The organism is Lactiplantibacillus plantarum (genome assembly GCF_014131735.1).
Lineage (GTDB): Bacteria > Bacillota > Bacilli > Lactobacillales > Lactobacillaceae > Lactiplantibacillus > Lactiplantibacillus plantarum.
Map to the genome: position 1 here is coordinate 1,839,391 of NZ_CP039121.1, position 18,997 is coordinate 1,858,387.

At 46.1% G+C, this 18,997-nt stretch carries 19 protein-coding genes; 4 read left to right on the forward strand and 15 right to left on the reverse strand.

All coding sequences use genetic code 11. The annotated features are described in order from the left end of the window. The first annotated feature begins 169 nt into the window (after positions 1–169). Positions 170–988: a pyruvate, water dikinase regulatory protein gene (locus E5260_RS08505; RefSeq protein WP_003640684.1), complete on the forward strand. Its 819-nt coding sequence runs from the start codon at positions 170–172 to the stop codon at positions 986–988. A 142-nt stretch (positions 989–1,130) separates the two neighbouring features. On the opposite strand, the gene E5260_RS08510 is transcribed toward E5260_RS08505, so the two are convergent. From E5260_RS08510 to hisS, 7 genes are all read right to left on the reverse strand, one after another. After that, entirely contained in the window at positions 1,131–1,856 is a 726-nt protein-coding gene (locus tag E5260_RS08510; protein WP_003640685.1) for an SDR family oxidoreductase, read from the reverse strand. Between the two features lie 57 nt (positions 1,857–1,913). Then, on the reverse strand, positions 1,914–2,810 hold the full coding sequence (locus E5260_RS08515; RefSeq protein WP_003640686.1) for a deoxyribonuclease IV: 897 nt from the start codon (positions 2,808–2,810) through the stop codon (positions 1,914–1,916). A gap of 112 nt (positions 2,811–2,922) precedes the next feature. Continuing rightward, positions 2,923–4,083, reverse strand: a complete 1,161-nt coding sequence (locus E5260_RS08520) for a CDP-glycerol glycerophosphotransferase family protein (RefSeq protein WP_003640687.1) — start codon at positions 4,081–4,083, stop codon at positions 2,923–2,925. A gap of 373 nt (positions 4,084–4,456) precedes the next feature. Further along, positions 4,457–5,332, reverse strand: a complete 876-nt coding sequence (locus E5260_RS08525; RefSeq protein ID WP_003640688.1) for a YitT family protein — start codon at positions 5,330–5,332, stop codon at positions 4,457–4,459. Between the two features lie 202 nt (positions 5,333–5,534). After that, a complete protein-coding gene (gene msrA, locus E5260_RS08530; RefSeq protein ID WP_003640689.1) occupies positions 5,535–6,065 on the reverse strand; it encodes a peptide-methionine (S)-S-oxide reductase MsrA in 531 nt (176 codons plus the stop codon). Between the two features lie 80 nt (positions 6,066–6,145). Further along, positions 6,146–7,942: an aspartate--tRNA ligase gene (aspS, locus tag E5260_RS08535; RefSeq protein WP_003640690.1), complete on the reverse strand. Its 1,797-nt coding sequence runs from the start codon at positions 7,940–7,942 to the stop codon at positions 6,146–6,148. A gap of 41 nt (positions 7,943–7,983) precedes the next feature. Then, positions 7,984–9,264 carry a histidine--tRNA ligase gene (hisS, locus tag E5260_RS08540; RefSeq protein ID WP_003640691.1) on the reverse strand — a complete coding sequence of 427 codons (1,281 nt, stop codon included), beginning with the start codon at positions 9,262–9,264 and terminating at the stop codon, positions 7,984–7,986. A gap of 389 nt (positions 9,265–9,653) precedes the next feature. Here hisS and E5260_RS08545 point away from each other — a divergent pair, with 389 nt between their 5' ends. Both E5260_RS08545 and E5260_RS08550 read left to right on the forward strand, forming a co-directional pair. Next, on the forward strand, positions 9,654–10,502 hold the full coding sequence (locus tag E5260_RS08545) for an N-acetylmuramoyl-L-alanine amidase (RefSeq protein ID WP_003640692.1): 849 nt from the start codon (positions 9,654–9,656) through the stop codon (positions 10,500–10,502). 268 nt (positions 10,503–10,770) lie between these two features. Beyond that, positions 10,771–11,613 (forward strand): fructosamine kinase family protein, encoded by an 843-nt coding sequence (locus tag E5260_RS08550; protein WP_003640693.1) that lies wholly within the window; start codon positions 10,771–10,773, stop codon positions 11,611–11,613. A gap of 107 nt (positions 11,614–11,720) precedes the next feature. Here the strand turns inward: E5260_RS08550 and E5260_RS08555 are convergent, their stop codons facing one another. From E5260_RS08555 to E5260_RS08590, 8 genes are all read right to left on the reverse strand, one after another. After that, entirely contained in the window at positions 11,721–12,344 is a 624-nt protein-coding gene (locus tag E5260_RS08555; RefSeq protein WP_003640694.1) for an HAD family hydrolase, read from the reverse strand. Positions 12,345–12,416: 72 nt separating this feature from the next. After that, the gene (dtd, locus tag E5260_RS08560; RefSeq protein WP_003640695.1) at positions 12,417–12,863 is read right to left on the reverse strand and encodes a D-aminoacyl-tRNA deacylase; all 447 of its coding nucleotides are present in this window, start codon (positions 12,861–12,863) and stop codon (positions 12,417–12,419) included. Between the two features lie 9 nt (positions 12,864–12,872). Beyond that, complete coding sequence (locus tag E5260_RS08565) at positions 12,873–15,140, reverse strand: RelA/SpoT family protein (protein WP_003640696.1); 2,268 nt, start codon at positions 15,138–15,140, stop codon at positions 12,873–12,875. A gap of 80 nt (positions 15,141–15,220) precedes the next feature. Then, positions 15,221–15,556, reverse strand: coding sequence for a hypothetical protein (locus E5260_RS08570; protein WP_003640697.1), 336 nt, complete (start codon positions 15,554–15,556; stop codon positions 15,221–15,223). Positions 15,557–15,626: 70 nt separating this feature from the next. After that, the gene (locus E5260_RS08575; protein ID WP_003640698.1) at positions 15,627–16,379 is read right to left on the reverse strand and encodes a 16S rRNA (uracil(1498)-N(3))-methyltransferase; all 753 of its coding nucleotides are present in this window, start codon (positions 16,377–16,379) and stop codon (positions 15,627–15,629) included. 12 nt (positions 16,380–16,391) lie between these two features. Further along, positions 16,392–17,342, reverse strand: coding sequence for a 50S ribosomal protein L11 methyltransferase (gene prmA, locus E5260_RS08580; RefSeq protein ID WP_003644481.1), 951 nt, complete (start codon positions 17,340–17,342; stop codon positions 16,392–16,394). 108 nt (positions 17,343–17,450) lie between these two features. Then, positions 17,451–18,080 carry a DNA-3-methyladenine glycosylase gene (locus E5260_RS08585; RefSeq protein ID WP_003640700.1) on the reverse strand — a complete coding sequence of 210 codons (630 nt, stop codon included), beginning with the start codon at positions 18,078–18,080 and terminating at the stop codon, positions 17,451–17,453. A gap of 66 nt (positions 18,081–18,146) precedes the next feature. Continuing rightward, on the reverse strand, positions 18,147–18,437 hold the full coding sequence (locus tag E5260_RS08590) for a hypothetical protein (RefSeq protein ID WP_003640701.1): 291 nt from the start codon (positions 18,435–18,437) through the stop codon (positions 18,147–18,149). Positions 18,438–18,691: 254 nt separating this feature from the next. On the opposite strand from E5260_RS08590, the gene E5260_RS08595 reads away from it, so the two are divergent. Beyond that, positions 18,692–18,982 (forward strand): hypothetical protein, encoded by a 291-nt coding sequence (locus E5260_RS08595; protein WP_003640702.1) that lies wholly within the window; start codon positions 18,692–18,694, stop codon positions 18,980–18,982. Positions 18,983–18,997 lie beyond the last annotated feature (15 nt).

Genomic DNA, 18,997 nt, shown 5'->3' on the forward strand with positions numbered 1-18,997 from the left:
CAACTGTTCTAGTAAATTATACATAAATTGAAAAAGGCCGTCAACCAAAGTTTACAATTTCCTTAAAATAAATCGTTAAAAGCAACGTCAGTTCGGACAGTAAATCGTTTTCATCCCCCGCCGGCTATGCTACACTAAGACTATTATCGAACCGAAATGAGGTTATTCTATGTCAGCAATTAAAGTCTTTATTTTATCTGATTCTATCGGTGAAACAGCTCATAACGTGGCCTTAGCTGCCGCTGCACAATTCTCCGACTATGACATTCGCTATCAGCGTTTCCCATTTGTCCGCACCGACTCACTGCTCCAGACGGTTTTGTCGCAGGCACTGAAGGAACACGCCGCCATCTTTCATACGTTTGTCGATCGCCGGCTCAGCCAAATCGTTAACCAATTTTGCGAAGCGCACGAGTTGCCTTATTATGACGTCATTACACCAGCTTTAGATACTTTTTCACAGATTACGCACGTCCAACCGTCCAATCACCCCGGTACCGTACACGCGTTAAACACCAACTACTTCGACCGGATCAACGCGATCGAATTTGCGGTCACTTACGATGATGGTAAGAATCCGAGTGGCTTTTTAGAGGCCGACGTGGTCTTACTGGGTGTCTCCCGGACCTCTAAGACTCCCCTGTCACTCTACTTAGCTAATCGTAACCTGAAAGTCGCCAACTTGCCACTAGTTCCTCAGGCTCAAATTCCTGACGAAATTTGGAAAGTTGATCCGAAAAAGATTTTTGGCCTAACTAACGATCCTGAAAAGTTAAACGATATTCGCCGGCAGCGAATGGTCCAATATGGGCTTAATCCCGACACCATGTATTCCAACACGGATAAAATTAAAGCCGAGTTGGAATACGCCGACAAGATCTTCAAAAAGATTGGGTGTTTAGTTATCAATGTCGCTAATAAGTCAATCGAAGAAACCGCCACTTTAATTACCGAAAGCTTGAATACTGACGACACTAATAATGGCTAGTATCACTAATCGCCAACTCACCGATGCCGCCTAAGTTTTCCTGACAATCAGCGCGTGCCACCTTCTAACGGTCAGCGCGCGCTTTTTTGCATCATTTTTCTTATCATTAATTAGGTCAGCTACTAATCATCAGTCGTGTCACTCACACGAGCTCGACACCACCGTCAACGTGCAACACTTGCCCAGTCATAAACTCATTTTGCATCAAATAAACATACGCCGACGCGACTTCGGCGGGCGTTGCCACGCGTTTCAAGGGATTACCAGCACTGACGGTCGCAGCCTGGGCTGCCAATTGTGCGTCCGATAGTTGGCGCCAAAGACCAGTCGGCGTCCAAGTCGGTGCAACTGCATTGACGCGATAGTCAGGCGCCAACTCTACGGCAAGTCCAACGACCATCGTATTAATGGCTTGATTGCCAACAATCGCTCCGGAGGCATTATCTGGCCGCCCACCAGCACCCGAAGTAAAAATCAGCGAACCGTGTTGGTTAAGATGGTGGCTGGCTAATTGGGCCACTTGCAGATTTGCAAAAAATTTATCTTCAACCGTCTGCCGAATCGCTGCAATCGAATTGTCCAAGAACCCCCCACCCATTGCACCACCTAACATTGAGACGACGTGGTCAAATGCGGGCTGAGCTGCAAAAAAAGTTTTTAGTTGCGCCAGATTTTGTGCGTCTAACGCCGTTCCAGTCAAATGGTCTGATGGGCCTAATTGGGTGATGGCAGCTGTTACGTGCGCCGCCGTATGACCGATAATATGGACATCGGCGCCTTCCTGTAAGGCTTGGCGAGCAATTGCCATGCCGAAACCCGAAGTACCACCAATCACTAATAGCCGCTGTTTTTTCAATTGCATCGTCATTTTCCTCCTTCTAAAACAAAAAACGACAACCGACTAGCGATTATCGTTCAATTCTCATTAACGTTGCTGTTCAATATCTTCAATCAAATGCGGATTAAACTCCCCGGCCCGAAGCATTGCAATCTCATACTTATAAGGTGGCAATTGATGTTTCTTATCTTCCCCGACATACGGCGTTTCTAAAATCTTGCTGATGTCTGGCAATTGTGGATGATGGGCGACCTTATTCAAAGTATCAAAGCCAATCGTTCCCATACCGATATTCGTGTGCCGGTCCTTGTGAGCACCTTGAGGATTCTTAGAATCATTGAGATGGATCACTTTCAAACGATCCAGCCCAATCACATGATCAAATTCATTCAGGACACCGTCGAAATCGTCCTTAATCGCGTAACCGGCATCACTAGTATGGCAAGTATCAAAGGTAACCGATAACTTTTCATTATAAGTCACCCCGTCGATCATCTGTGCGAGTTCTTCAAACGTCCGGCCAACTTCAGTTCCTTTGCCAGCCATCGTTTCTAGCGCGATTTGAACGTGCTGCTCTGGCCGAATAACCGCGTTCAGTCCCTTGATGATCTGCGCAATGGCAACATCCGCTCCGGCACCAATATGTGCTCCCGGATGGAGCGTTAATTGTGTTGCGCCAACGGCATCTGCACGCTGGATCTCTTGATAGAGAAAGTCCGTTGCAAACTCAAAATAACCCGGCTTTTTCGTATTACCTAAATTAATGATGTATGGGGCATGTACGACGATCTGCCGGAGGTCATGAGCCTCGATTATCGGCTGTGCTTCGTCAATTTTCAGTTCGTCAATTGGTTTACGCCGTGTATTTTGGGGTGCGCCCGTATAGATCATAAATGTGTTGGCGCCGTAACTTGCCGCCTCATTGGCAGATCCGAGCAACATGTCGGGTGCCTTCATCGAAACATGTGAACCTAATCTAAGCATTGTAGTCCCATCCTTTTCGCAAGTTTACTAATTCCTGTCATACCTTAAAGTTGCCGGATACATATGATACCGGCATGATCACTCATTATCCAAATAAATCTGTCAAGTTATTCTAAGCGGTTGTGGTCACCCGTGGATAAAAGTACGCCAAGGTCCGCTCAATCGCATGACCGTCATTACGCGTATTCCATAACTGATTAAACTGGGTTAACTGTAACGGCGCACCCGGCATTGCTAGGACATGATTCAAGTCCACCACCGTCCGGACTAATGGTCCCGGCGCCCAGTCCCTAAAATCAGCTTGCAGGCCCACTTCTTGCTCATAGTGGTCCCAGTCAAAGACATAAAAAACGATTTTTTGACAATTTGGTAACAACGCGTAGTCAAACACAACTGAGGAGTAGTCACTGACCAACGTATTAGCGACCGTCAACAATTCATCGGTACTAAACTCAGGTACCAATGTCACTAGGTCCGGGTAACGGGCTTGCAAATCACGTTCCTGCTCGGCCAAATGGGGATGTAACTTAATAATCAAGTGTTGGTCGGGCCGCAACTTTAATTGCTTAAAATCAGCCGGCAACGCAAATTGAACACCGGCTCGATAAGTCGGCGCATACAAAATAACTTCCTGTTGTTTAAACGCCGGATACTTCTGATAAATGGCCGTTGCAGTTTGCATCACCCAGTCGGACTTACAATACCGATCCGAACGAGGATATCCCAAGACCCGCATCCGCGTCTGTGGGACGTGATAACTCGCTGCAAAAATCGTTCCCATCTTCTCAGAACCAACCACGTAATCAGTAATCTGATCATACACGGTCTGAAACCGACGCCGATCATCTGCGGGTCGCTGTGCCGTCTGTGGATCACCCCAACCAAATGTTTTGACCGCGCCAGCAGCATGCCAGAGTTGAATCAGTCGTTGTGGGGCCTGCCGCGTCAAGCCAGCGGTAAAGCCATAATAATTATCAAGATAAACGTCCGCTGCCCGGGTAATGACGGGAATTCCCGTCAAGGCAAATCGAACTGAATCATGAAACGGCCGTGTCGCAATTCCCGCCTGTGCCAGTTGTGCCGCCCCGGTGGCTGCACTCGGCAAGTAATAAACAGTCAAGCGCCCGGGAACGCGCTGGTTCAACTGCTGAATAAAATCCAAATTGTCCGCAAAGCTCATCAAATAAATCACCTGATCATTTTTGCTAAAGTGCGCTAGCCACGATACAACTCGCACCAGCCAGACATAAATTACTTTCTTCACACTGGCCATCCTTTCATTTCATCATTAATTATTGGTAAAGCGTGCCCTACGTGACAATCAAAAATGTGCCAGCTCAATTACGCTTAAAAAGTTCAGATTGGCGTCAACTTACTTGAGCCGTCTGCCTTCGTCCACTAAATATAAACAACTATTTTTCAAGTCTGTTCCCCATTAGTTGTTCATTAGCTCTGGGTCTAACTGATATGGACTTATGATCCAGCAATAACACAATGCTTGTATTATATAACAGATGCCCACACTTCGGCTAGTCGGGTCACTATTAATAGTGGTGTAAAAGTCGTCCCCGAACGCCTAATCAAAAAGTGCTTGCAAACAAGTCCCGAAAGTCCTGTTTGCAAACACTTTTAATCTGATAAATTCATCAAGGCTTCGGTTCATAAAAGTGACCGAGAATCTTGACCGTATCTGAAATACTAACGAAAGCGTGCGGGTCAGATTCGGCCATGGCCGCCTTCAATTCGCCCATTTCGTAACGCGTGATGACTGTAAATAAAATCGTTTTATCATCATGTTGATAAGCACCTTCAGCGTTGTGTACGATGGTAACGCCACGACGAATCCGATTTTGAACGCTATCAATCACCGTTTTAGGGCGACTCGTAATAATCATCACTTGCATCTTCTGTTGGCGCGTATACGTCATATCCATGACCCGACCATTTACAAACAACCCGAGTGCGGAATAAAAGGCATATGGCCACCCGTAAACAAAGCCAGCCGCAATGACAATGATCGAGTTGAACGCCATGTTGATCGTCCCAATACTGCGACCCGTTTTACGGCGTAACACGATACCGATAATATCGAGGCCACCGGTTGAAATCCCATTTTTGAGGGCCGTTCCGGTCCCGAAACCATTAACAGCACCCCCAAAAATCGCACAAATGATGGGGTCATGGGTCAAGCCAACTGGGGCAATCAGTTTGATCATAATACTAGATAGCGTAACAGCTAAGAACGTATACAACGTAAACTTATGCCCAATCGATCGCCACGCAATAATGAACATTGGAACATTCAAAATAAACAGTAACGCCGCAGTTGAAATCTGAACGGGAAGAAACTTGCTCATCAAACTATTGATCAATTGCGCAAGCCCAGTGATCCCTGAAGAATAAATATGCCCCGGCGTCCAAAAGTAGTTCATGGCAATGGAAACTAAAATGGCGTATATAAAAGCAGTTGACGCTTTCACAACATCACGATGGTGTTTGGATAACTGCTGAAAATCATCCATGAATTAAGTGTGCTCCTTTACGTTTTTGCTTTCGTTATTGTAACACGCCGATTTGCAAACGGCCGGTCTTTTGCAGTATTCTGCTAAAAGTCTCACGTTTCTCAGCAAACTCCCATTAATCAATCCGACTAATTTCCAGAACGAGCCCCGCTACGATAGTTATTATTAGATCACACCTATCGCGATGACCAGCAACTCACGCTTAGTCCACTTTAGGTGCATCGGCCCACTGCTCGGCGATGAAATCAGCGCGGCCACCCGCTTCTTGTTCCGCAAATACCACTGGATTATTTTTATAAAAGCGTTGGTGGCGTGCCTCGGCTGGATAAAATGGTTTGGCATTCTCAATCGCCGTTACGATTGGTTTACTAAATCGTTCGCTCACCTGTAATGCCCGTTTAGACGCTTCCGCGATCCGCCGTTGTTCCGGACCATTCACAAAAATGACCGGCCGATAATTATCACCACGATCTTGAAATTGCCCCATTGCATCGGTAGGATCCGTTTGATGCCAATAAATATTGACTAATTCCGTGTAACTAATGATATCGGGATCAAACGTAATTTTGACAGCTTCAGTATGACCCGTCGTATGCGCTTTGACGTCTTCGTAAGTGGGATTTTTCGTGTGTCCACCAGTATAACCCGAGACAACACTGTCGATTCCGGGTTGACTATCAAAAGGCTGAACCATGCACCAAAAACATCCACCCGCAAAAATTGCTGTTTCCATGAGAATTCCTCCAATTAAATATTAATATAAATTTAACACTAATTAAAAAGAACGTCCATTTCTGGACGCTCTTAATATTTTTATTCGGTTGGTTCATCATCCGTTACGGGATTGGTAATATTCAAATCCAAATCAGCTAATTGCTGGTCAGAAACCCGCGATGGTGCATTGGTCATTGGTTCTGACGCCTTGGAATTCTTAGGGAAGGCGATCACTTCACGAATGTTGTCATTACCTGATAATAACATCGCGAACCGGTCTAACCCGATTGCTAAGCCACCATGAGGCGGAAAGCCCATGTCAAGGGCATCCAGTAAGAACCCAAATTGTTCTTGGGCTCGTTCCTTAGTGAAGTCCAATGCCTTGAACATCTTTTCTTGTAATTCGCGGGTATGAATCCGGATCGACCCGCCCCCGAGTTCATAACCATTCAAGATGATATCATATGATTGTGCATGGGCTTTGTGTGGATCTTCGCCATCATTCAAGTAATGAACATCTTCTTCATTGGGCATTGTGAATGGATGGTGAGCTGGTACCCAGCGCTCGATGCCTTCATCATATTCAAACAATGGCCAGTCAACGACCCATAGGTAAGCGTATTGATCTTGATCAATCAAGTCAAGTTCCTTAGCAATCGCGGTCCGTAAGTAACCCAGCGTGTCAGAAACTACTTTGAAACTGTCGGCAGCAAACAATAATAAGTCGCCTGGTTTAGCAGCAGCAGCACTCGTAATGGCTTCAAAGTCACCATCGTTCTTGAAGAATTTCGCAACGGGACCACTAAAGCCGTCGTCAGTGACCTTCATCCAAGCTAAGCCCTTAGCCCCAAACCGTTTAACGTACTCCGTGTACGCATCGATTTGCTTTCTAGAATATTGATCAGCACCGCCAGGAACTGCAATCGCCTTGACCAGGCCACCATTAGCGAGTGCATTATCAAAGACTTTAAAACCGGCGTTAGAAACGGCCGCGCCCATGTCTTTGAGTTCCATACCAAAGCGCACATCCGGCTTTTCAGAACCAAAACGGTCCATAGCTTCTTGCCAAGTCATCCGCGTAAACGGCGTCTTGATGTCAACACCCTTGACGTCCTTCATGACTTGCTTAATCAAGCCTTCAGTATAGGACTGAATTTCCTCAGCCGTTAAGAAGGATGTCTCCATATCAATCTGGGTAAATTCAGGCTGACGGTCACCCCGCAAATCTTCATCACGGAAACAGCGTGCAATTTGATAGTAGCGATCAAAACCGGCCCCCATCAGCAATTGCTTAAAGAGTTGTGGTGATTGTGGTAACGCGTAAAAATGCCCTTGATAGACCCGCGAAGGCACTAAGTAATCCCGGGCCCCTTCTGGCGTCGACTTCGTTAAGAACGGCGTTTCAATATCATAGAACCCGTTGGCATCAAAATAGCTATGAACTGCTTGGGTGATGCCATTACGAATTTTCAATCCACGTTGCATTTCTGGCCGACGCAAGTCCAAGTAACGGTACTTCAAGCGCAATTCATCTGATACGTTAATGTCATCTTGAATATAAAATGGCGGGGTTTTCGCCTTATTTAAGATTTTGGCATCGTGAATCTCAACTTCAACTTTACCAGTCTTCATGCGGTCATTAACAGCGTCAGCATTCCGATTAACAACGGTTCCTTGCACTTCAATGACGTATTCGCCCCGTAACTGATCTGCTACCGCCAAAGCATCCGCTGAAAATTCCTGACTAAAGACTAATTGCACAATTCCTTCACGGTCCCGTAAATCAATAAAAATCAAACTCCCAAGGTCGCGGCGTTTTTGTACCCAACCTTGTAAAGTGACCGTTTGGCCTAAATAATCCTCATTGATGAGACCCGCATATGTGGTCCGTTTCATAAACGCTTCCTCCTTATAAATCGGCAAACTTGCCGTTTACACTACTTATCTAAAACTTGATGAGCATCTTGATAGATGTCCGCCATCGCAACCTTGGTTTCCTCACCAGTAGCCATAGCCTTCAAGTTAACGACCTGATCAGCCAGCTCGGTTTCGCCCACCGTCATCGTGTAACGGGCATTCAAGCGATCAGCACTCTTGAACTGAGCTTTAGGCTTGCGATCCAAGTAATCCCGTTCGGCCTTATAACCGGCTGCCCGTAATGCCTGTACCAGCTTCAAAGTCGTAGCACTAGCAGTGTCGCCAATTCCCACAACATAGACGTCCAACTGATCATCAGTTGGTACCGCAATGTTTTCAGCATCCATCAACACTAATAGTCGTTCAACACCCAGGCCAAAGCCAACACCCGAAACTTCAGGGCCACCTAATTCCTTAACCAATCCGTTGTAACGACCCCCAGCACAGATCGTCGTGTAGCCCTTGCCTAACGCTTTTGAGTGGGTCATAATTTCAAAAATCGTATGGTTATAATAATCTAATCCCCGGACCATCGTGGCATCAATCTCGTACGGAATTGCTAATGCATCTAAATACGTCTTAGTTTGATCAAAATGCGCTTGAGCTTCCGGAGACAAGTAATCTAAAATCGATGGTGCATCGGCCACAAATTGTTGATCTTCCGGTGCCTTACTATCTAAAACCCGCAATGGATTCTTGTGTAACCGTTCCTTGGAGTCATCACTCAATTCATCAAAGTGTGGTTCCAAATAATCAATCAAGGCTTGTCGGTAATCATCACGCGTTTGTTGATCACCCAACGTGTTGATGACCAGTTTCAAATCAGTCAAGCCAAAGGTTTTAAGTAAGTTATAGCCCATTGCAATTACTTCAACGTCTAGGGCAGCACTTTCACTACCAAAAGCTTCCACGCCTAATTGATGGAACTCACGTAACCGACCTGATTGGGGCCGTTCATAACGGAACATTGGTCCCATGTAATAAACCTTGTATGGTTTGAGAACTTGCGGACCGTACAACTTATTTTCAACGAACGCCCGGACGACGCCGGCAGTTCCTTCTGGGCGGAGCGTAATGTGCCGGTCACCCTTGTCATGAAAATCGTACATTTCCTTCGTCACAATATCAGAAGTATCCCCCGCTGAACGTGAGAAGACCTCGAAATTTTCAAACATCGGTGTCCGGATCTCTTTGAATTGATAAGTCTTGAAGACGGCACGAGCCGTTGCTTCAACGTATTGCCACTTTTCACTATCGCCAGGCAAAATGTCGGCGGTGCCTTTAGGCCGTTGATATCTCATTAATAGTTCCTCCCTTGATTGCAATCGACAAAAAAAGCGCCCTTGATTATTTACCAAGGGCGCTATTAGCGCGGTACCACCTTTTTGAGTACTAATTGATAACGTCTGTAATCACAGGCGGAACGCTGCCGTTCACCTCAAAAGCGTCTCCTCATTGCGCACTATCCGGAATTCTCAGCACTACCGGTCTCTGGTTATAGTGGCGTACAATGCTCTTACTTTCTCTGCGGTCGATTGATTAATATATGGTTAAAGTTACACGAAAATCACTTAAAAGTCAACGATTCTAGTTAAAATTATCTCAAGATTTCGTCGGTCAGCTGTTTTTTTGGTATACTATTTGCAGCACTTCAAATTGCAATTATCTTAAATCTAGTTGGTGACAGAGCATGCAAGTTTTAAAACAATTTTGGCGTCAAATCACAGTCACGGTTATTTTTATCGGCCTAGTGATTGGCTTTGTAGTGCTATTAGCGACTAATAACACTGCGACTGTTAACATTGCCAACGTCAATATTCGTAGCGGTCCAGGCATGAGTTATGCGATCGAGGACGCTACGTCTAAGGGCACCAAGGTCCACATTATGAAACGCAAAAATAATTGGCTATACGTCCGTTATGCGGATCATAAATTCGGCTGGATTGCTAGTTGGTTAGTCAACGAACATAACAGTCAGTTGACTAAAACCACCAAAATCTCTGAAGCCACCATCGTTTTAGATCCCGGACACGGCGGTTCTGATTCCGGGGCGCTCTCGAGCAAGGGCAAGATGGAAAAAACGTACACGTTACGGGTCGCTAAAGCTGTAGCTAAAAAGCTCCGGGCTGCTGGCGCACACGTTGTTTTAACCCGTGATTCAGATGAATACGTCGGCCTGAGTGCGCGTCCCGCAATCGCAAACAAGCTTCATGCAGACGCCTTCATCAGCTTCCACTTTGACAGCTCACCAGAAAAAAACACGGCTTCTGGGATCACGACCTATTACTATCATAAGTCAACCTCACTAGCACTAGCCAAGGCGTTAAACAATAACGTCTCGACCTTGCCAATTCCTAGTAAAGGAACGGACTTCGGTGACTTTCTGGTCATTCGTGATAATTCACGACCATCCGTATTGATGGAACTGGGTTATATTAATGATAAGTCGGACTTCAAGACGATCAGTTCTAAAAAGTACCCTCAAGAAGTAGCGCACGCGGTTTACGCCGGATTGAGTACCTACTTCGCCAATCAATAATAATGCAGTCAGCATGAAGTCTTTGAAAGTGGCCGTTATTCCAGTGACTGGGATAACGGCCACTTTTCGCGACTATTCAATCGATGAATCGCATATCAACTGACGCGGTTTACCTAAATAACCGTCTATTTGCCTGCACTTTAGCTCCGTACCGGACGTCTAACCTCATTTCACACTCTTACGGATCAACGCCACTAATTGTTAATAACAATTAATTGCGTTACAGTGATGGTAACCGTATTTAACATCGCAGCAAGGAGGAGTTAACATGCACTTAACAAAAACTTGGCTCGCACAACTACCACTCACTGACATTCAGCAAGTGCAACCAGTGAGCGGTGGCGACATCAACGCGGCCTTTCAAATCATCACCCGTCATCACCAATATTTTTTGAAGGTTCAGCCGCACAACGACGTTACTTTCTTTGACCACGAAGTCGCTGGATTGCGACTACTTGGTGCAGTGACTAAGACACCGCGTGTCATCGCCAGTGGCACGATTGCCACAGACGGTTATCTCTTATTAGATTGGCTAGCGACCGGGACTGGCAGTCAGTCCGCACTGGGAGCGGCTGTCGCCAAAGTTCACCATCAACACCACGCCCAATTTGGTCTTGACCACGACTTCACAGCTGGCAAGTTACCGAAAATTAATCATTGGCAGACTGATTGGGCAACTTTCTATACACAACAACGTTTAGATGTATTAGTCAATTTGGCTAAGGAACACCATTTATGGTCAGAAACGCGTGAAATGCATTATCACCGCTTACGACAACAACTGTTGCAAGATTCCCACATGCACACGGTAAAACCAAGCCTGTTACATGGCGATTTGTGGTCAGGTAATTACTTATTTGACACGACCGGTACGCCCGTTTTGATCGATCCCGACGTGTTTTACGGTGACCGAGAGACGGATCTGGCCATGACGACGATTTTTGGTGGTTTTGATACTGATTTTTATCAGGCTTACCAAGCAGCCTACCCGGTTGCGCCCGGTATGCAAGACCGCCTACCAAGCTACCAACTCTATTATTTACTGGCCCACCTGAACCTCTTTGGTGAAACATACGGACCAGCCGTTGACCGAATTCTCATGCAATATTAATACAAGCCTCGCGACCCGTGCAGCTCATTGAGAGGACTCGGTCACGAGGCTTGTATACAATTTTTTAGCTACAATCATCAGCTATCACAATATTTCGAGTGTCTAGACTAGTCGACAAAGGTCAATAAGTCGTTTAAATCCGTAACTTGAACTTCCGGGGCACTAGTCACCGTAATCAGGCAGTCAATATCAAATAAATATCCGGCAATCCCAGCATTGTGACCGGCATCGATATCCAAGTTGCGATCACCCACCATAACGGCGCGTTGACGGTCGACCTGGTGTTTATTCAATAAATAATTCAACGCAGCTGGATCAGGTTTACGTGGGAATGGCTGAGCAGCCGTGACCGCATCTGTGAAATATTGGGCTAAACCCGCTCGTTGTAAATAGGCTTGTGCGCTTTCGTCACGATGGGTCATCAAATAATTGTGACCACCAACTGCGATAACTTTTTCAAGCACCGCTTGAGCACCCGCAAAGGCGGCCGGTGCATGCTGTAATTGTGGCTCCCAACGTTGATAGCCCGCCCGTAAATCATGCCAATCCCAACCATACTGAGCCGCAACCATTCTTTCCGCATAACCAACTGACTGTTGCCGCATCAGCTGGTACGTTGTATCAGCCGGAATAGTCCCACCTAACTCGGCAACTGCTTTTTGGAAAGCTTGGACCATGGCTGGATAAGTATCTAACAAGGTTCCATCGAGGTCCCATAAAAACTCACGCATCTCATTCACTCCCGCTAATAATTGTAATAGCCAAAAAGCTGAAAGTACCGGATTGGTCTTTCAGCTTTTACTTCAACGTTGATCAGTATCATAACAAATCGTGACCGGCCCATCGTTAACCAAGGAAACTTGCATATCGGCACCAAATTCACCAGTCGCAACGGTCACGCCACTGGCAGCTAATTGCTGATTAAATGTATCATACAATTTGCTAGCCAATTCAGGATTACCCGCCGCTGTAAAACTTGGTCGATTACCATGGCGCGTCTCCGCGTATAACGTAAACTGCGATATCGACAAGATTGCTCCACCGACTTGTTGAATATTCAAATTCATTTTTCCATCTGCGTCACTAAAAACGCGGAGGTTTAAAATCTTATGCGCGATGTAATCCAATTCGGCTTGACCGTCGCCATCTTGAAAACCAACCAATAGGACGAAACCGTGGTCAATCGTGCCCCGAACTTTCCCATCAATACTAACTTGTGCCTGCTGTGACCGCTGAACAATGACTCGCATAGAAGCCTCCTAAAACATTTTCCGTTCGACAACGTAAAGATCCTGAACATTTTTCAGACTGTCAATGATTCGTTGGAGATGTTCCAAGTTGCGAACCCCCAACGAAACACTAATAATGACCATCTTGTTGTGATCGACCTTACCGTTGACATTGGTCAAAAATTTCGTGTGATTATTGATAACTTTCAACACATCGTTGAGCATGCCATTACGGTTATAACCTTGAATTTCCAAATCAGAATTGTAGTTCGTTCGGTCACCCTCGGGATTCTCCCACTGAACATCAATCAACCGTTCACCATTTGCTTCTGCGCTCTTAACGTTCGGACAATCAACACGGTGAACCGAAACACCGCGCCCCTTCGTAATATAACCAACAATCTCATCACCCGGAATTGGAGAACAGCAATGACTTAGACGTACGAGTAAGTTGTCGACGCCTTGAATAATCACCCCACCAGAAGATGAGACCTTTTGCCGCTTCCGATCCTGCTTCTCCTGATCCTCATTATGATGATCTTTCGATTTCTTCTTCGCTGGCGCTTCCGTAGAGTCTGCCAAAATGGCCTCCTCACGTTCACGCTGCCGATTAGCCTCGCGCTGTTTACGAACATCACTCGTTAACCGGTTAGCAATCCCTACCGGTTGGACGTCACCAAACCCCAAGGCCGCGAACAAATCATCCTCACTACCGTAGTGCATCTTTTGAGCGACCGCCGTCACCTTGTCCTTAGTCATGATTTCTTTTGGATTAAACTCTAAATCACGTAGCTGCTTCTCAAGCAAATCACGACCCGTAATGATGTTTTCCTCACGGTCAGCATTGCGGAAGAACTGTTTGATTTTATTACGGGCCCGCCGCGTATAGACTAATTTCTGCCAATCACGGCTAGGACCAGTTGAACTAGTGGACGTTAAAATATCCACGATATCACCATTTTTGATTTGGTAATCCAATGGAACGATCTTGCCATTGACTTTCGCACCAGTCGTATGGTTACCCACTTCCGTATGGATCGAATATGCCATATCCAGTGGTCCAGCGCCCTTTGGTAATTCTGTCACGTCACCCTTGGGCGTAAAAGCATAGACCCGGTCACTAAAGAGGTCGCCCTTGACGCCCTCCATAAAGTCGGCAGCGTCCTTACTTTCATCCTGTAGCTCAATGATTTCTTTGACTAAGTTCAACTTGTTGCCCGACTGAGTCTCTTGGACCTCGTCGCGTTTACCTTCCTTATACGCCCAGTGTGCTGCGACCCCGTATTCAGCGACCCGGTGCATTTCAAACGTCCGGATCTGTATTTCGAGGGGCTTACCTTCAGGACCGACCACCGTGGTATGCAAAGATTGATACATATTGGCCTTGGGCATCGCAATATAATCTTTAAAACGCCCCGGCATGGGCTTCCATTGTGTGTGAATCGCACCTAAAACTGCATAACAGTCCTTGATTGAATCCACGACCACCCGAATTGCCAGCAGATCGTAAAGTTGGCTAAACTGTTTGTGTTTGTCCCGCATCTTCTTATAAATTGAATAGATATGCTTCGGACGACCATAAATTTCAGCTTCTGGTAGTTCCAGATCATGGAGCGCCTTTTGAATGTCTTGAATGGCAATCTCGATGTACTTTTCACGGTCCTCACGCCGCGAATTCATCAAGTGGACAATGCGATAATACTGTTGAGGATTCAAATAACGTAGTGAAATATCTTCTAGTTCCCATTTAATCGTGCTGATCCCTAATCGATCGGCAATGGGGGCGTAAATTTCCAACGTTTCATTTGCAATTCGCCGCTGTTTATCGGGCCGCAGATGCTGCAATGTCCGCATATTATGCAAGCGATCAGCTAATTTGACAATCATGACTCGAATATCTTTAGACATCGCCAACAGTAATTTACGGTGATTTTCAGCAAGCTGTTCTTTGTTGGACTTGTACCGAATCTTACCCAGCTTGGTGACCCCGTCAACAATAACGGCCACGTCATGACCAAACAGTTCTTCAACGTCTCCTAAAGTAACACCAGTATCTTCCACAACGTCGTGTAAGAAACCCGAAGCGACGGTTTCAGGGTCCATCTTCAATTCAGCTAAGATACCAGCAACTTGAATCGGATGCATAATATACGGCTCACCAGATTGGCGATACTGATCCTTATGCACATAAGTTGCAAAATCACACGCCCGTTTAACTAACGCGACGTGATCACTATTCATATACTTTTGAACCATGTCCAGGACATCCTGGGCAGTCCAGGTAGGTTGTTTGGGCATTTTATCACCACGACTTCCACAAAGATTCTATTTAATAAAAGGCACGTGAGGTTCCCACCCAACGTGCCTTGACAACCGTTTTAACGCAAACTCGCGCGGGGACCAGTTAACCCATATGCTAAGTAGGATATGCCTAAATCAACTAACGCTAAGTAATAGACATACGTTGGGAAAAATAGATAGAGCCCGACAAAACAGCCCACTGGGAATAGCCAGACTAACCAGCCCGTCCGTTCAGTCCGACGAATCCACCAGCCAACGACTGCTGCCAGCACAAAGTCAACTACAAAGAGTAGCCATACAATCTGATGAAACCGGCTAATACTCGTAAATCGTAGCAACCATGGTATCATCACCCCAACGACAAGCGCAATCAGCCAATACTGGCCATTAAACTTACGAATTTTTTCCGTCAAACTAACTCCCTCGCTTACGCTTTATTGCTAAATGACTATGATTATTTATTGTACACCACCGACCGCAAAATTACACTAGTTCGCACCAAAAAGAAACGCTACTTAGTAAGTAGAGGGGTGCCGTTTCGGCCCGCATGATTCGTGGACCCAGGCCCACTGCCGCGATACCAGCAGTTTGTAATGTCGCCACTTCTTGTGGTGCCAAGCCCCCTTCAGGACCAAAAATCGCCAGCAGTCGTTGTGGTGCGGTCATCGTTTTTAACGTCTGCACCAGTTGGCTGCTCTCACCTTGTTTGGCTGATTCCTCCCACGCTACGACCCCGGTATCATATGACACGTGTGCTAACAACTGGTTTAAATCCGTTGCGTAGCTCACACTAGGAATCATCGTCCGGTGTGACTGTTCAGCCGCGCCCTGCGCAATTTTCGCCAAGCGGGCCAACTTGCGGGCCCGCTTATTCGCTGCCCATTTAGCCACTGCCCACTGACTATCGAAAAACACGAAGGCGCTCGCACCTAATTCAGTACCACGTTGTACGATCTGTTCGGGTTTATCGCCTTTAGACAACCCACAAGCAATAGTCACTGGCAACGGCAATTCAACATGGGGCGTCGTAACGGCCGTGATTGTCGCTGTAGCTGTTCGACCATCGCTTTTCACCAAATCCGCCAGCACGACTTGATGTGTCGTCGTAACGAATTCCGCAGTGTCCCCCGGTTGTGCGCGCATCACCTTGACCCAGTGTTTGACCGTCTCACCCGTGATAGTGAACGTTTGCCCGATCGTTGTCGTAATCGGTGTTGATAAAAAGTATCGTTGCATTTCAGTCCTCCACTAATCTTCAGCTGTTGGTAGATAAGCCACGATACCGTGCCAGTCACCCATTTGCGTATGTTGTGTAATTTGGAAGCCCGCTTCCTTAATTGTCGTCATGACGACCTGGAACTTATCATCGATGATGCCAGAGGTAATGAAATAGCCGCCCCGTTTTAAGTTTTGACGGGCTTGTGGTACCAACGGAATAATAATTTCAGCCAAAATGTTGGCAACGATAATATCAGCCTGCGTGTCAATCCCAGCTAATAAATCATTGGCAGCCACGTGAACATCTTTGGCAACTGGATTCAAGTCCAAATTCGTTTGAGCTGATGCCACAGCGACATCGTCAAGATCGTAAGCTTCTACTGCACCGACGCCCATCGCTTTGGCCGCAATACTCAATACCCCGGACCCAGTACCCACATCGATCAAGTGTTCACCACCATTGATCACAGTTTCAAGCGCCTGCAAACAGAGCTTGGTTGTCGGATGCGTTCCGGTACCAAAAGCCTGACCAGGATCTAGTCGCAACACAAGCTCACCTGATTGCACTGGTTGGTACTGTTCCCAACTTGGCACAATCGTCAAATAGCGCGTAACTCGGACGGGGTGATAGTATTTTTTCCAGGCAGTCGCCCAGTCTTCATCCGATAAAGCCGTCATACTGACTTCATTAGGTGCTGGATTCAACCCAAAATCAGTCAGCTGACTAACCCGCTGCTTGATCGTTGGAATGACTTCCGGTACAAACACCGTCTCAGGATAATAAGCAGAAATCTTCGCCCCACTGGTAACGTGTGGAATCGTCGCCAAATCGATGATCTCACCATACCGATCAGGCTTTAAATTCTGATAATCCAAGGCATCATCAATTTTGACGCCACTGGCCCCGGCTTCCATTAAAATGTTTGCCACCGCTTCGACAGCTTCATTAGAAGTACTGACCGTTACTTCAGTCCATTTCATATCTTTATATTTTCCTCCCATCGAAAGCTAGAGCGCCAAGCGCCATCGCTTAAGACTATCACGTTTTTCTTAGTAACAATTATATAACAAGCCTGATTAACTTGACAATCACCTGGTCATCCAACCATGATGTTCATGATCGATGGTCCGGCGAGAAATCTTGGATACGAATGGATTGCCAGCCACAAAGTACCGCAATGGTGCCGTTGTCCATTCACCCTTGTTGACAATTCCAATTCGCGGAGTCGCCACAACTTGTTCCGGTTGGCGATAATGACTCAAATCCAATGATAAGGTCGCCGGTTGCAGCGTTTGTCCATTTAACGTTTTATCTAACCCAAGCGCCTGCATTAGCTTGCCCGGTCCGTTGGTCAAGTTCGCAATGGGCACTGGCCGCTGCTGTTGCATTCGTTCAAGCCCCGCATCTGGTTCAATTCCGCGAATCAAGACACATTCTGGCGTACCGGCAGCTTGTGTCACAATATTCAGTAAGCACCAGGCCCTCATTTGATAAATATAAATTGTTCCCGCTGATTGCCAGAGTGCGCGATTGCGCGGCGTTTGGTGGTTCTGATACGCGTGAGCTCCTGCATCACGGGCACCAAGATACGCTTCTGTTTCTGTGATCCAGGCGGTCAATACACCGCTAGATGTCTGTAAGCGCAACTGTTTACCCAGTAGGCTCACCGCAATTTCAGGTGTCGTACGTGTGCTTAAAAATCGTTCGATTGCTATCATAACTTGTTTTACTCGCCCCTAATAGAAAACGGACTAGCCACCTTGCTAGTCCGTCCTCATGTTCATTTAATCATTATTTGCGGTCTTTTTGGTTAGATGCTTATTCAAATACTTAATCATGTCGGCTTCATGCTTAAAGATCCGCGGGTGCTTTTGCTTGTGCAACCGAACCGCGATCTCATTGATTTTGATTCGCCCGGTCCAAGTATGACTGTACTTAACGACCACCCGATTGTTGCGATGGTCCTTACCGAATTTCAACACGTAAACGCTGTCGGGCACCATCAGCGGTCTAATATATGTTTTATCGTAGTCATAATGTATTGATCGCAGAAACTGTTTCGTGCGTTTTAACATGTCGTTGATCTCTCCTTCACAATGTGAAATTGATTAAATAATAAATTAATTTATCGTTAGTATATTTTCATATCTAGCTATTATTATAGCAGACTTTAAACAAGTAGTGTACCAATTTGCCATTGGTTTAGCAAGTATCGAACTTTAATTCTTATAAATTTGCTAACCATTTCAGAATTGTTTTTGCCGCGTATCCGAGTATGGTAAAATATGATTAAATTAGTAAGGTTATCAATATTAGGGGGAATTTACTGATGATACTCATCGAAAGAATTTATCGTCGTGGTCATGAACAGTTGACAACGGTCGACCAAATCGAAAAATTTCAAACCAATGACGGTTATGTCACATCCAACGAAGTCCTCGCCCGCGAAATCGGTGCGGATAGTGAAAACTGCTTCTACAAAAATCAAGAAGGCAAACGCAAAAAAGTCGTTGCGACCAAGGACGATCAGGGCACTTGGCATTTAAAGACCATCGGCACAACTGACCCGACTAGCGATGGCTTATTACAACTACCGCATATGGATGATGTTTGGGGTTAATTGGTGCTTACAACC